The following is a 13,005-nucleotide window of genomic DNA, read 5'->3' on the forward strand; positions in this document are numbered from 1 at the left end:
GCCCCTGCCTGTCAGTGATCCGGCCAGCGATCCCGGCGGAAGCGTTCAGGCCGCCATGCCCCGCGCGGCATCCGCGGCCGTCTCGAGAAGCGCGCGATCCGCGCCCGGCGCCCCGGCGGCACGCAGAAGCGCCCGGCCCGCCCGCCGCGGGTCGCTCGCCAGCCGTGCGAGTCGCGCCAGCGCCGCCTTCGCCCGCCGCGACGGACCCGGAGCCGGCCCCTCGGCCAGCTCGGACAGGTGCTGGATCGCCGCGCCCAGCGCCAGCAGGCCCAGCGCCGCGTCGGCGGATTGCGCCGCGGTCTCGGGCGCGCGCTCGGCCCAGAACATCGATACCAGCGCCTGATGGGCGACCCGCGCCCGCAGGCCGCGCGCCTGCGGACGGCGCGCCTGCAGCTGCAGCTCGGCCACCGCCGCCCGGCGCAGTTCCGCCGCCCGGACCGTGGCGCTTGGCGGCGCGATCAGCCGGAAGGCCATCAGCGCGATCAGCGGCGCCGCAACCACCGCGATCCCCGCCTCGACCGAGGTGCCGAAGCCCATGGTCAGCGGGAACACCGGCTGCAGCATCAGCAAAAGCACCATGTTGTAGTCGAAGCCCATCACCGCCGTGCGCCGGTGCGAGGCGATCAGCGCCCCCAGCGCGATGAACGGCAGGACCAGCGCCACCAGCGCCCAGTCGCTGCCCGCCAGCGGCCAGACCAGCCAGCGGCAGGCCATCGCCCCCAGCACCCCCAGCCCCTGCCCGATCGCCACCTTCGGCAGCACCCGCAGCGGATGCTCGAAGGTCGAGAAGATCGAGGTCATGATCGCCGCGCCCAGCATCATGTAGCCGCCCATCGGCCAGCCCGAGAGCAGCCAGAACGCCCCCACCGCCAGCAGCGTGCCCGCGCCGCGCAGCATGGCGCTGCGCGCCCCCGCCCAGTCGCGCTTCAGGGCCGGGACCGGCATCAGCCCCTCGCCGCCCGCCTCGCCCGCGAGTGCCGCGGCCAGCCGGGTCAGCGGCCGCGCCAGCGGTGCGGGCGCCAGCCCCGCCGCACGGCGCAGCGCCGCCGGGTCCGACCCGGCCTCGCGCAGCGCATCGGCCAGATCCGGGCCGGCCTGCCCGCGCCGCGCCCACAACAGCAGCTCCAATGACGCGATCAGCCCCGCGCGCAGGTGCCGCACCGCGCGGCGCGCCCCCATCGAGCCCGCGGCGGCCAGATCGAGGCCCGCCTCGATCCGCGCCATCTCGCCGACCAGCGCCACCTCGCTGTCGCCGCGGTCGCCCGCGACCCGCGCCAGCACCCGGCGCGCGGCCAGCGCGAAAGCGGCCTCCGACGGCGCGGCGCCGCCCGGACGCGCGAAGAGCCAGCCACCGGCCAGCGCCACGGCGACCCCCAGCCCCACCGTCGCCACCCGGTCCGCGCCCAGCGCCCAGATGTGGTCGGGATGCGCCGCATCCAAAAGCGCCACCATCGCCGCGGTATAGCCCGCCAACATCGCGCCATAGCTCGCGAAGCCGCGCAGCAGGTTGCCCGCCGCCGCCGCGCAGCCCAGCCACAGCGAGATGCCGACGATCAGCCAATGCAGCTCGCCCCGCGTCACCGCCATCAGCGCCATCCCGAACCCCGCGCCGACCAACGTGCCGCCGAAACGGTAGCCGGCCTTCTCCAGCAGATGCCCGCGCAAGGGCTGCGAGGCCGCCCAGACCGTCATCCCCGCCCATTGCGGATGCTCGAGCCCCAGCGCCTGCCCCAAGACCAGCGCCAGTGCCGCACAGCCCGCCACCCGCAGCGCATAGGCCAGCGATGTGCGATCGAACCCCGTCATCTTCCCGTCTCCACCGGGGCCACCGCGCCCCCCTGACCCGACCCCTGCATCCCCTCGACCCGCGCCGCGACCGTGGTCAGCAGCCGCAGGAACACCGCAGCCTCGTCATCGCCCAGCGCCTCGAGCATCTCGACCTCGGCCGCCTGCAGCACCGGCTGCATCTCGGCCACCGAAGCCCGCCCCGCCGCGGTCAGCGCGATCCGCCGCGCGCGGCGGTCGTTCGGGTCCGGCTGGCGCGCGACCAGCCCGCGCCCCTCGAGCCCGTCGATCACCCGCACCAGCCCCGAGGCATCGACCCCGATCCGCGCCGCAAGCTCGGCCTGCGTCTGCCCGTCGCCCAGCCGCGCCAGATGCAGAAGCACCGGCCAGCCGGCCTCGCCCAGCCCGAAGGGGGCCAGCCGCTGGTCCAGCACGCGCCGCCAGCGCCGGGCGAGCTGCGCCATCACCAGCCCGATCTCAAAACGATCCGATCTTGCCATGCCGATATACATGACATGCAAATCACTTAGATTCAATCATAATGCGCCCATCGCATCGGAAACATAGTTGCGACCAATTGCCGATTGCGGTCACATTATTGCCCGACGATATTGACCGGGTCTTACGCGGCGCTATGCTGCACTGCAACGAAACCGTCTGGACGGGACCTGGAATGATGCTCGACAACCTTCCGCGCGGCACGATCTGCATCGAGGATCTCGAGATCGGCATGACCCGCTATCTCGACAAGACGGTCACGGACGAGGACATCGAGATGTTCGCGACCGTCTCGACCGACCGCAACCCGGTGCATCTCGACGAGGCCTATGCGCGCGAGACGATGTTCCACGGCCGCATCGCGCATGGCATGCTGACCGCGGGCCTGATCTCGGCGGTGATCGGCGAACAGCTGCCCGGCCATGGCACCGTCTACCTTGGCCAGACGCTGAAGTTCATGGCCCCCGTCCGCCCCGGCGACCGCGTCCATGCAGAGGTGCGCGTGGCCGCCATCGACCACGCCAAGCGCCGGGTGACCCTTGAAACCCACTGCAGCGTGGGTGATACGGTGGTCCTGAAGGGTGAGGCGACCGTGCTGGCGCCAAGCCGCAAGTTCGACTGATCCGGCGGGCGGGCCCGCGACGGGGCCCACACGCGGGGTAGGATGCACAGGTTCACCGACTGGCAGGGCCTCGCGGCCAAGGCCCAGGACGCCGGGGCAAAAGGCGCTTCGGTCGCGATGGGCAATTTCGACGGGTTGCATCTCGGCCATCAGGCCGTGATCCGCGCCGCGCACGAGGCCTGCCCCGATGCCCCCCTCGGCATCGTCACCTTCGAGCCGCACCCGCGCGAGTTCTTCGCCCGCCATCGCGGCGATGCGGCAGCGCCCGCCTTCCGCCTGATGAACGCCGAGGCCCGCGCCAACCGGCTGGCGAAGCTGGGGGTCGAACGGCTCTACGAGATCCCCTTCGACGCCGCCCTTGCGGCGATGAGCGCCGAGGACTTCGTGACCCGCGTGCTGGTCGAGGGACTCGGCGTGCGCCATGTCACCGTCGGCGCCGATTTCCTCTTCGGCCACGGCCGCTCGGGCGATGCGGCGCTGCTGGCAGAGCTGGGCGCGCGGCACGGCTTCGGCACCACCATCCTGCCGCTGCTGGCCGAGGGCGCCACCCGCGTCTCGTCGACCGAGGTGCGCCGCCTGCTGTCCGAAGGCGCGCCCCGCGCCGCCAAGGACCTGCTCGGCCACTGGCACCGGATCGAAGGCCCCGTGATCCACGGTGAAAAGCGCGGGCGCGAGCTTGGCTATCCCACCGCCAACATGGCGGTCGAGGGGCTGCACCTGCCGCGCCTTGGCGTCTACGCGGTCAAGGTCGACGTGCTGACCGGGCCACAGGCGGGCAGCTACGGCGGCGCGGCCTCGCTGGGGGTGCGGCCGATGTTCGGCGAGAACACCCCGAACCTCGAAACCTTCGTCTTCGATTTCTCGGGCGACCTCTACGGCCAGCAGCTCTCGGTGGCCTTCATCGACTACCTGCGGCCCGAGATGAAGTTCGACGGCCTGCCGGCGCTTCTGGCGCAGATGGATGCCGACTGCGCCCGCGCGCGCGACATCCTCGCCGCCCTCTGATGCGGCTGGTCACCGACCGGCTGATCCTGCGCCCCTTCGAGGACCGCGACCGAACCCCTTGGGCCGCGATGAACGCCGACCCCGAGGTGCGGCGCTTCTTCCCCGCGCTGATGACCCGGGCCGAGGCCGACGCCCAGATCGACCGTTTCGAAGCGGCCCGCGCCCGCGACGGCATCGCCTTCGCCGCCGCCGAACGGCGCGAGGATGGCGCGTTCCTCGGGATGGTCGGGTTGAATGTCCTGCGCCTTGGCACGCCGCTCGACGGCGCGGTCGAGATCGGCTGGCGCCTCGCCCGCGCCCATTGGGGCCAGGGCTACGCCACCGAGGGCGCGCAGGCCTGGCGCGACCACGGCTTCACGGCGCTCAGGCTGCCAGAGATCGTGGCGATCGTCGCGCGCGGCAACCTGCCCTCGCAGGCGGTGATGCTACGGCTGGAAATGGCGCATGACCCGGCGCGCGACTTCGCCCACCCGGCCCTGCCCGAAGGCCACCCGCTGGCCCCGCACCTGACCTTCGCGATCCGCCGCCCGGACTGAGGCCGCATCGGGTGCCCGCTCAGCCCGCCGCCTTCATCAGCGCGATCCCGCCCGCGATCATCGCCGCCGCCAGCAGCCGCAGCGGTGTCGCGGCCTCGCCCAGCACGAGGATGCCGACGGCAAAGGCCCCCAGCGCCCCGATCCCCGTCCAGACGGCATAGGCCGTGCCCAGCGGCAGGCTGCGCATCGCCCCGGCCAGCAGCCCGAAGCTCGCGATCATGGTGACAAGCGTGGCAAGCGTCATCACGGGCCGCGTGAAGCCCTGCGACGCCTTCATCAGGAACGACCAGAGGATCTCGAGAAGACCGGCGGCGACAAGCATGGTCCAGGCCATGGGGAACTCCCTTCCGGCCGGGTCGTCCCGGCGATGCACCCGAAGGGGGAGGTCGTCCTCGCCCCCGCGATCTGGGGCCGCGACCGCGCGGCGTCAAGGGGCGCGCGCAGGGGCATCGTCAGGGGCCGGCACGGCCGGAGGGGGTGTACAGGGGGTGTACGCCCGGTGCACTCGGGTCACCCCTTTTCGCGGGCCCCGATTGGGGGCATGGTGCGCGCCATGCCGAAGGCCCCCTCCCCCCCGCTGCGACCACGATTCTGGGAGCTTCCGCTCGACCGGCTGACGCCCCCGGAATGGGAGGCGCTCTGCGACGGCTGCGGCAAGTGCTGCCTGAACAAGATCGAGTTCGAGGACAATGGCGAGCTGGCCTTCACCCGCATCGCCTGCCGGCTGCTCGACGGCCAGACCTGCCGCTGCTCGCGCTACGAGACCCGCCACCAGTATGTGCCCGAATGCGTCCGGCTCTCGCCCGAGACGCTGAAGGACATCGCCTACTGGATGCCCTCGACCTGCGCCTATCGCCTGCGCCACTTCGGCAAGCCCTTGCCAGACTGGCATTATCTGGTCTCTGGTGACCCTGAAAGCGTCCATGCCGCCGACCAGTCGGTGCGCGGCTGGACGGTGTCAGAGGTCGAGGTGTCCGAAGAGGACTGGGAAGACCACATCATCGAGGACCTCTGAATGTTCTTCGCCTCCGACAATTCCTCCCCCGCCGCGCCCGAGGTTCTGGCCGCGATCGCCGCCGCCAATCAGGGCTATGCCATGCCCTATGGCCGTGACCCGATCATGGACCGCGTCCGCGCGAAGATCCGCGAGACCTTCGAGGCGCCCGAGGCCGCGGTCTATCTGGTCGCGACCGGCACCGCGGCGAATTCGCTCGCGCTGTCAATCCTTTGCCAGCCTTGGGAGGGGGTCTTCTGCCACCGCAACGCCCATGTCGAAGAGGATGAATGCGGCGCGCCCGAATTCTTCATCGGCGGCGGCAAGATGATCCTGGTCGAGGGCGACCACGCCAAGATGACGCCCGAGGCGCTGCGCGCGCAGATCGCCTTCACCGGCCGCGGCGGCATCCACAACATCCAGCGCGGCGCGGTGACGATCACCAACGCGACCGAGCATGGCACCGTCTATTTCCCCAGCGAAATCCGCAAGCTGACCGCCGTCGCCAAGGAGTTCGGCCTGCCCGTGCACATGGACGGCGCGCGCTTCACCAACGCCCTCGTCGCCACCGGCGCCAGCCCCGCCGACATGACCTGGCGCGCGGGCGTGGACGTGCTGTCCTTCGGCGGGACCAAGAACGGCTGCATGGGCGTCGAGGCGGTGGTGATCTTCGACCCGAAGCGCGCACAGGAATTCGAGTTCCGGCGCAAGCGCGGCGGCCACCTGTTCTCGAAGCACCGCTATCTCTCGGCACAGATGGACGCCTACCTGGAGGGCGGCCTCTGGCTCGACCTCGCGCGGCGGGCGAACGCGGCCGCGGCGCGGCTGTCCACCGGGATCCTGCAGGTGCCGGGCACCAAGCTCGTGCACCCGACCGAGGCGAACGCGGTCTTCGCGGCCTTCCCCCGCGCCGCCCACCGCCGCGCGCAAGAGGCCGGCGCGGCCTATTACCTCTGGCCCGGCGACCAACCGCTCGATGGCCCGGACAGCGAGCCGCTGGCCGCGCGCCTTGTGTGTTCCTGGTCGACGACGCCCGAGGATGTCGAGCAATTCCTGACGCTTATCCGCGGCTGAGCAGCGCGGCCATCTCTGCCGCCACCGCGGCGGGATGGCTGATCGGCAGCATGTGCCCGGCCGCGGGCACCACCGCCTGCCGCACGCGCGGCAGCCCCGCGGCGATCCGCTCGGCTACGCCCGCCACCGTTGCCGGCGAGGTCGCGCCGCGCAGCAGCAGCACCGGCAGGTCGAGTTGCCCGAGCCGGCCCAGGATCCCTGCCGGATCGCTGTCGTTCACCCATTCGATCGCCGCCATCAGCGGCATCCGCGCGGTGAAATAGGCGCGCTGGCGCTCGGGGATCTGCTCCCAGTCCTGCCCGCCGCCCCAGAGATCGAGAAAGCCGCGCGTCGCGGCCTCGATCTCGCCCGCGGCCAGCGCGGCCCGGAACCCGGCCGCCTGCGCCTCGTGCTGCTGCCAGAGCGGCCCGCCCCTTAGCGCGGCGAAGAGCACCGGCTCGACCAGCACCAGCCCCGTCAGGCGCCCCGGCCGCGCCAGCGCCGCCGCCAGCGCGACGACACCGCCGAAGGAATGGCCCAGCAGCAGCGGCGGCGCATCGGCGGCGTCGATCTCAGTCAGCACCGGGGCCAGCGCCTGGGCCAGGTAGTCGCCCCCCGCATAGTCCGGCCCGCGCCCATGGCCCGGCAGGTCATGGGCGATCAGCCGCGCCCGGCCGCGCAATGCCTCGGCCAGCCCGGCGAAGGCAGAGGCGCGCGCCAGCGAGCAATGCACGGCCAGAACCGTGTCCGGCCCCTCTCCCAGCAGCAGCCGGGCGCCCCGATCGAGGTCGTTTTGCGCTAACATGCACGGATGATCCCGGCTCGGAGCCGCTCTGCGGCGCTTGGGTTTGCGGCAAGGCTAGGCGGGTGCTAAGGGGGGCGCAATCTCACGAATCCGTCACGTAACGGAACACAGGATGCTGCCCATGCCCGTCATGACCGAGCCGAAACTCATCTCCGGCAATGCCAACAAGACCCTCGCGCAGGCGATCGCGCGGCGGATGTCGATGCACCGGGGGATGAACGTCGGCCTGGTCGACGCCCGGGTCGAGCGCTTCAATGACCAGGAAATCTTCGTCGAGGTCTTCGAGAACGTCCGCGGCGAGGACATGTTCGTCATCCAGCCGACCTCGAACCCGGCCAACGACAACCTGATGGAGCTGCTGATCATCACCGACGCGCTGAAACGCTCGTCGGCGGCACGGATCACCGCCGTGATCCCCTACTTCGGCTATGCCCGCCAGGACCGCCGCGCCAAGGCCCGCACGCCGATCTCGGCCAAGCTGGTCGCGAACCTGCTGACCACCGCCGGCATCGACCGGGTCCTGACACTGGACCTGCATGCCGCGCAGATCCAGGGCTTCTTCGACATCCCCGTCGACAACCTCTATGCCTCGCCGATCTTCGCGCTGGACATCGAACATCACTTCGCCGGCCGCATGGACGAACTGATGGTGGTCTCGCCCGACGTCGGCGGCGTGGCCCGGGCCCGGGAACTGGCGAAACGGATCAACGCGCCGCTGGCGATCGTCGACAAGCGCCGCGAAAAGGCCGGTGAGGTTGCCGAGATGACGGTGATCGGCGAGGTGAAGGACCAGATCTGCTTGATCGTCGACGACATGTGCGACACGGCCGGAACGCTCTGCAAGGCGGCCGAGCTGTTGATCCAGCATGGCGCGAAGGAAGTGCACGCCTATACCTCGCACGGCGTCCTCTCGGGCCCGGCAGTCGAGCGGATCACCAAGTCGGTGCTGAAAAGCCTGGTGATCACCGATTCGATCGAGCCCACCCCTGCGGTGCGCGCCTGCGCCAACATCCGCATCGTGCCCACCGCGCCGATGTTCGCCCAGGCGATCCTGAACACCTGGAACGGCACCTCGGTCAGCTCGCTGTTCGAGACCGACACGCTGGTGCCGATCTACGAAGGTTTCTACTCGAAGGGCTGACGCCACGGCGGCCAGCGCTGCGTGCGGTGGCCGGTATCGTCGGCGCGCAGCGGATGGGCTGACGCGCTGCGACGGCTCGGCGCCCTCGGCCGTGGCGCCGGGCTTTCAGATCCTGACGTTGGAAGGGCGGCGAGCGCCGCCCCTATCCCGCCATCCGGCTGCGCACGGCGCCCGGCTGCTGCGCCTGGGTGCGGAAGACCACCATCGCGGACCAGAGCCGCTCTGCCATCTCGTTCAGGGCGCGGTTCGCGGCGGTGGTTTCCTCCAGCATCGCGACGTTCTGCTGGGTCGTGCGGTCGATCTGCTCGACCGTGGTGTTGATCTCGCCCACCGACCGCGCCTGGCCCGAGGCGCTTTCGGCCAGCGAGTTGATCTGGGCCGCGATCTGCTCGACCGCGCTGGTGATCCGCTCGAGCTCCATCACCGTGCGGTTGACCAGATCCACCCCGGTCTTCACCTGCTGGCCCGAGGCCTCGATCAGCGTTCCGATCTCCTTGGCCGCCGAGGACGAGCGCTGCGCGAGGTCGCGCACCTCCGAGGCCACGACCGCGAAGCCGCGCCCGGCCTCGCCCGCCCGCGCCGCCTCGACCCCGGCGTTGAGCGCCAGCAGGTTGGTCTGGAAGGCGATGTCGTCGATCACCGACAGGATCCGCCCGATCTGGTTCGAACTCGTCTCGATCGCGCTCATCGCCTGCAGCGATTCCGCGGCGACCGAGGTGCTCTGGCTTGCCGCCACCCGTGCACGGTCGGCGGTGGTCGCCGTCTCGCGGCTGACCCGGGCGGCCTGGTGAACCGACTCGGTCAGCACGCCGATCGCGCTGGCGGCATCGCCCAGCGCGCCGGCCTGCCGTTCGGACCGCGAGGCAAGGCTGCCGGCGGTGTTGTTGATCTCGCTGATCTGGGTGCGGATGTCGGACGAGCATTCCAGCGCCGTCACCACCGACCCGGCCAGCTTGGCCAGAGAGTCGTTGAAGTCCTGCGCCAGCGCCGCATAGGCCGGGTCGCGCTGCGGCCCGAGCCGCACCGAGAGGTCGCCCGCCGACAGCCGCCCGAAGGCCAGCTTCAGCTCGGCCACCAGCGCCTCTTGCCGTTCCGAGATCGCGGTGCGTTCCGCCGCCAGCGCGCGCTCTGCCTCGAGCGTCGCGGCATCGGCGGCGCGGATCTCTTCCGCCTGCCGCTCGGCCCGTTGGGTGGCCGCCTGCGCGCGGGCGGCCTCGGCCTCCGCCGCGCTGCGCATCACCTCGGCCTCCTGCGAGCGGCTCTCGGCCATTGCCCGCGCGGCATCGGCCTGCAGGGTCAGCGCCTGCAGCCCCTCGAGCCGCGCCCGCAGTTCCGAGAACAGGCGCTGGCGCTGGCGCACGATCACCATCAGTGCCACCGCCTCGATCGAGAACAGCCCGGCGTGCAGCACGATGCGTTCGGCGTTTTCGGCGAACGCCGTGGCCGGGTAGACCAGCACCGGATAGGCGAGACCCAGCACGACCTGATGGAGTACCGTGCTGACCACCACGACCAGCAGGGCGCGCACGTCGACCAGCACCGTGACCAGCGCACAGACGGTGAAGAAGGCCATGTGCGTGTCGATGATCCAGCCGTGTCCCGCGAAGGCCCCCGTGAACGAGAAGCACTGCCCGATCATCCCCTGCGCCAGCATCGAGCGGCCCTGACGGTTGTCGCCGGCCGCGGTGCCCGCCAGCGCGAGCCCGGTGAAGCCCCAGGCCGAGAGGGTCGCGACCCAGAAGGCGCTGTCGATCCGCCAGGCCATGACCGTGGTCACCGCCGCGAAGATCACGGTGCCGAAGGCAAGGATGCGCATGGCTTGGGCGCGCCCTTCGAAGGGCAGGTCGCTTTCGTCGTTGAAGAGATCGAGCAAGGTCATGCGCCACAGATCCAGCGTGCGGTGTCACCGTCGATCAGGAACCAGGCCCCGGCGGCCTCGAGCGCGTCGAGCTGCGCGGTGCCGTCGACCGAGACGAAGGTTCCGAAGGGGGCGCTGGTCGGACCGACCAGCTGGGCGCCGGCATGGGCGGCGACGGCTGCGGCATCCGCCCAGGGCGGCACCACCATCAGCACGAGCCCCGCGGCGACGGGGCGGCTGCCGATCGCATGCGCCGTCGGCGCGACGATCAACGACAGGAGGGTTATGAGGATCTCGAGTTTCATCCCGGGCCACCAGTTCTGCTCAGCGAGAGCTAGTGGCAATTCGCTAAGGACGCCTTAAGCGCCCCCTGCCCGGCTCAGTCGACGCTCCAGTCGTCGGGATGCGCGACGGGGCCGATCGCCATCCAGTCCGCCCGCACCCGCGCGATGCGGCTGTCGGCCCAGGTGCGGAACACCAGCGTGAAGCCCTCGCGGCCGATCTCGTCCGCCGAGAGGTCCACCCGCTGGTTGGTTGCCCCGTCGGTGTCCCACATCGAGATCGACACATGGACCGCGGGGGGCGCCGCGAAGCCATCCGTGAAACGAACGGCGCGGCGCAGCTCGCGCGGGCCGGTGCCGGTCCACATCTCGCCCCCGTTCTGGAAGTCGGAAAACAGCACCACCGAGCCCTGGTCGACCCCGACGGCGTGGCTCTCGATGCGGCGCATGACCTGTCCCAAGTGCTTCGCGGAAAAGAATGAAGCCCCGGTTTCCCGGGGCTTGCAACGGCTCATTGAACCGCAATCTTCGAAAACGCCCGCAGGTCTCAGTCGGGAATCGACGCCTGGTTCGGGTCGAGCCCGATATGGGTGCCCATCGCGACCATGTCGGCAAGAAGCTTCGCCGCGGCGGTGACGGCCTCTTCGCCGATCTCCTCGCGGGTGTGATGCGCTTCCTTGTGGGCGACCTTCGCCTCGGTCAGCATCTCGTTGAAGACCTGCTGACTGACGTCCGAGCGCAGCAGGCTGCGTTCGGCAAGGACGGTGACGCTGTCGGCCGAGATCTCGGCGAAACCGCCGGTCACGGCATAGTCCACGGTGCCCTCGGCCGAAACGACGGTCAGGATGCCGGGGCGCAGCGTGGTCAGCGTCGGCGCATGGCCGGGCATGGCGGTGAGGTCACCCTCGGTGCCCGGGATGCGCACCTCGCGCGCCTTAACGGAAGCAAGCTTCCGTTCCGGCGACACGAGGTCGAACTGCATCGTATCGGCCATCTAAGCCCCCTTACGCCGCCGCCGCGAGGCGCTCGGCTTTCGCGATCACTTCCTCGATGCCGCCGACCATGTAGAAGGCCGCTTCCGGGAGGTGGTCGTATTCGCCGGCGACAACCGCCTTGAACGACTTGATGGTGTCGGCCAGCGGCACCTGCTTGCCGTCGGCGCCGGTGAAGACCTTCGCCACGTCGAAGGGCTGCGACAGGAAGCGCTGGATCTTCCGGGCGCGGGCCACCGTCAGCTTGTCCTCTTCCGACAGTTCGTCCATCCCGAGGATGGCGATGATGTCCTGAAGCGACTTGTAGCGCTGGAGGATCCCCTGCACCGAACGGGCCACCGCGTAATGCTCTTCACCCACGATCTGCGGGTCCATCAGGCGCGAGGTCGAGTCGAGCGGGTCCACGGCCGGGTAGATGCCCAGTTCCGAGATCGCGCGCGACAGGGTGGTGGTCGCGTCGAGGTGGGCGAAGGAGGTTGCCGGCGCCGGGTCGGTAAGGTCGTCGGCCGGAACGTAGATCGCCTGCACCGAGGTGATCGAGCCCTTCTTGGTCGAGGTGATGCGCTCCTGCAGCGCGCCCATGTCGGTCGCCAGCGTCGGCTGGTAGCCCACGGCCGAAGGAATGCGGCCCAGCAGCGCCGACACTTCCGAACCGGCTTGCGTGAAGCGGAAGATGTTGTCGACGAAGAACAGCACGTCGGTGCCCGAGGTGTCGCGGAACTGTTCCGCGATGGTCAGGCCGGTCAGCGCCACGCGGGCACGGGCCCCCGGGGGTTCGTTCATCTGGCCGTAGACCAGCGCCACTTTCGACTCTTCGAGCTTCTCGGGGTTGATAACGCCCGACTCGATCATCTCGTGGTAAAGGTCGTTGCCCTCACGGGTCCGCTCGCCAACACCGGCGAACACGGAGTAGCCCGAGTGCACCTTCGCGATGTTGTTGATCAGTTCCATGATCAGAACGGTCTTGCCCACGCCGGCGCCGCCGAACAGGCCGATCTTGCCGCCCTTGGCGTAGGGGGCGAGAAGGTCGATGACCTTGATGCCGGTGACCAGGATCTGGCTCTCGGTCGACTGGTCGTCGAACTCGGGGGCCGGCTGGTGGATGGCGCGGGTCTCGACCGAGGAGACCGGGCCCTTTTCGTCCACCGGCTCGCCGATGACGTTCAGGATGCGGCCCAGGGTCGCGTCGCCGACGGGCACCGAGATCGGCGCGCCGAGGTCGGACACGGGGGCGCCGCGCACGAGACCTTCGGTCGCGTCCATCGCGATGGCGCGGACGGTCGATTCACCGAGGTGCTGAGCGACTTCGAGCACCAGGCGCTTGCCGTTGTTGGTGGTCTCGAGGGCGTTCAGAATGGCGGGCAGATGGTCTTCGAACTGGACGTCGACGACCGCGCCGATCACCTGCGTGACTTTGCCAGTGGGATTGGCCATT

At 70.3% G+C, this 13,005-nt stretch carries 15 protein-coding genes; 6 read left to right on the plus strand and 9 right to left on the minus strand.

Annotated features, from left to right (window positions below):
- Positions 1 to 45: 45 nt before the first annotated feature.
- Both V8J36_RS07595 and V8J36_RS07600 read right to left on the minus strand, forming a co-directional pair.
- Positions 46 to 1,806 carry an FUSC family protein gene (locus V8J36_RS07595; RefSeq protein WP_336466679.1) on the minus strand — a complete coding sequence of 587 codons (1,761 nt, stop codon included), beginning with the start codon at positions 1,804 to 1,806 and terminating at the stop codon, positions 46 to 48.
- Positions 1,803 to 2,285 (minus strand): MarR family transcriptional regulator, encoded by a 483-nt coding sequence (locus V8J36_RS07600; RefSeq protein WP_336466680.1) that lies wholly within the window; start codon positions 2,283 to 2,285, stop codon positions 1,803 to 1,805. Before V8J36_RS07600 ends, V8J36_RS07595 begins: the two co-directional genes overlap by 4 nt.
- Positions 2,286 to 2,461: 176 nt before the next feature.
- Here V8J36_RS07600 and V8J36_RS07605 point away from each other — a divergent pair, with 176 nt between their 5' ends.
- The 3 genes from V8J36_RS07605 to V8J36_RS07615 are packed head-to-tail and all read left to right on the plus strand — an operon-like array spanning position 2,462 to position 4,446.
- Positions 2,462 to 2,905 (plus strand): MaoC family dehydratase, encoded by a 444-nt coding sequence (locus V8J36_RS07605; protein ID WP_336466888.1) that lies wholly within the window; start codon positions 2,462 to 2,464, stop codon positions 2,903 to 2,905.
- A gap of 42 nt (positions 2,906 to 2,947) precedes the next feature.
- A complete protein-coding gene (locus tag V8J36_RS07610; protein ID WP_336466681.1) occupies positions 2,948 to 3,910 on the plus strand; it encodes a bifunctional riboflavin kinase/FAD synthetase in 963 nt (320 codons plus the stop codon).
- Positions 3,910 to 4,446, plus strand: coding sequence for a GNAT family N-acetyltransferase (locus V8J36_RS07615; protein ID WP_336466682.1), 537 nt, complete (start codon positions 3,910 to 3,912; stop codon positions 4,444 to 4,446). Before V8J36_RS07610 ends, V8J36_RS07615 begins: the two co-directional genes overlap by 1 nt.
- A 19-nt stretch (positions 4,447 to 4,465) precedes the next feature.
- Here V8J36_RS07615 and V8J36_RS07620 read toward each other — a convergent pair whose 3' ends face one another.
- Positions 4,466 to 4,780, minus strand: coding sequence for a DMT family transporter (locus tag V8J36_RS07620; protein WP_336466683.1), 315 nt, complete (start codon positions 4,778 to 4,780; stop codon positions 4,466 to 4,468).
- 219 nt (positions 4,781 to 4,999) lie between these two features.
- On the opposite strand from V8J36_RS07620, the gene V8J36_RS07625 reads away from it, so the two are divergent.
- Both V8J36_RS07625 and V8J36_RS07630 read left to right on the plus strand, forming a co-directional pair.
- Complete coding sequence (locus V8J36_RS07625) at positions 5,000 to 5,461, plus strand: YcgN family cysteine cluster protein (protein ID WP_336466684.1); 462 nt, start codon at positions 5,000 to 5,002, stop codon at positions 5,459 to 5,461.
- Positions 5,462 to 6,514, plus strand: a complete 1,053-nt coding sequence (locus V8J36_RS07630; RefSeq protein ID WP_336466685.1) for a threonine aldolase family protein — start codon at positions 5,462 to 5,464, stop codon at positions 6,512 to 6,514.
- Here the strand turns inward: V8J36_RS07630 and V8J36_RS07635 are convergent.
- Positions 6,501 to 7,298: an alpha/beta fold hydrolase gene (locus V8J36_RS07635; protein WP_336466686.1), complete on the minus strand. Its 798-nt coding sequence runs from the start codon at positions 7,296 to 7,298 to the stop codon at positions 6,501 to 6,503. The genes V8J36_RS07630 and V8J36_RS07635 overlap by 14 nt on opposite strands.
- Before the next feature lie 121 nt (positions 7,299 to 7,419).
- On the opposite strand from V8J36_RS07635, the gene V8J36_RS07640 reads away from it, so the two are divergent.
- Positions 7,420 to 8,439, plus strand: coding sequence for a ribose-phosphate pyrophosphokinase (locus tag V8J36_RS07640; RefSeq protein ID WP_336466687.1), 1,020 nt, complete (start codon positions 7,420 to 7,422; stop codon positions 8,437 to 8,439).
- Positions 8,440 to 8,581: 142 nt separating this feature from the next.
- Here the strand turns inward: V8J36_RS07640 and V8J36_RS07645 are convergent, their stop codons facing one another.
- From V8J36_RS07645 to atpD, 5 genes are all read right to left on the minus strand, one after another.
- Positions 8,582 to 10,318 (minus strand): methyl-accepting chemotaxis protein, encoded by a 1,737-nt coding sequence (locus V8J36_RS07645; protein ID WP_336466688.1) that lies wholly within the window; start codon positions 10,316 to 10,318, stop codon positions 8,582 to 8,584.
- Positions 10,315 to 10,602, minus strand: coding sequence for a hypothetical protein (locus V8J36_RS07650; RefSeq protein WP_336466689.1), 288 nt, complete (start codon positions 10,600 to 10,602; stop codon positions 10,315 to 10,317). Before V8J36_RS07650 ends, V8J36_RS07645 begins: the two co-directional genes overlap by 4 nt.
- A gap of 74 nt (positions 10,603 to 10,676) precedes the next feature.
- Complete coding sequence (locus tag V8J36_RS07655; RefSeq protein ID WP_336466690.1) at positions 10,677 to 11,027, minus strand: H-type lectin domain-containing protein; 351 nt, start codon at positions 11,025 to 11,027, stop codon at positions 10,677 to 10,679.
- Between the two features lie 98 nt (positions 11,028 to 11,125).
- Positions 11,126 to 11,572, minus strand: coding sequence for a F0F1 ATP synthase subunit epsilon (locus tag V8J36_RS07660; RefSeq protein ID WP_336466691.1), 447 nt, complete (start codon positions 11,570 to 11,572; stop codon positions 11,126 to 11,128).
- Between the two features lie 10 nt (positions 11,573 to 11,582).
- Positions 11,583 to 13,004: a F0F1 ATP synthase subunit beta gene (gene atpD, locus V8J36_RS07665; RefSeq protein ID WP_336466692.1), complete on the minus strand. Its 1,422-nt coding sequence runs from the start codon at positions 13,002 to 13,004 to the stop codon at positions 11,583 to 11,585.
- Position 13,005 lies beyond the last annotated feature (1 nt).

Origin of the sequence: Frigidibacter sp. MR17.14, from assembly GCF_037095735.1 — a bacterium.
GTDB lineage: Bacteria > Pseudomonadota > Alphaproteobacteria > Rhodobacterales > Rhodobacteraceae > Frigidibacter.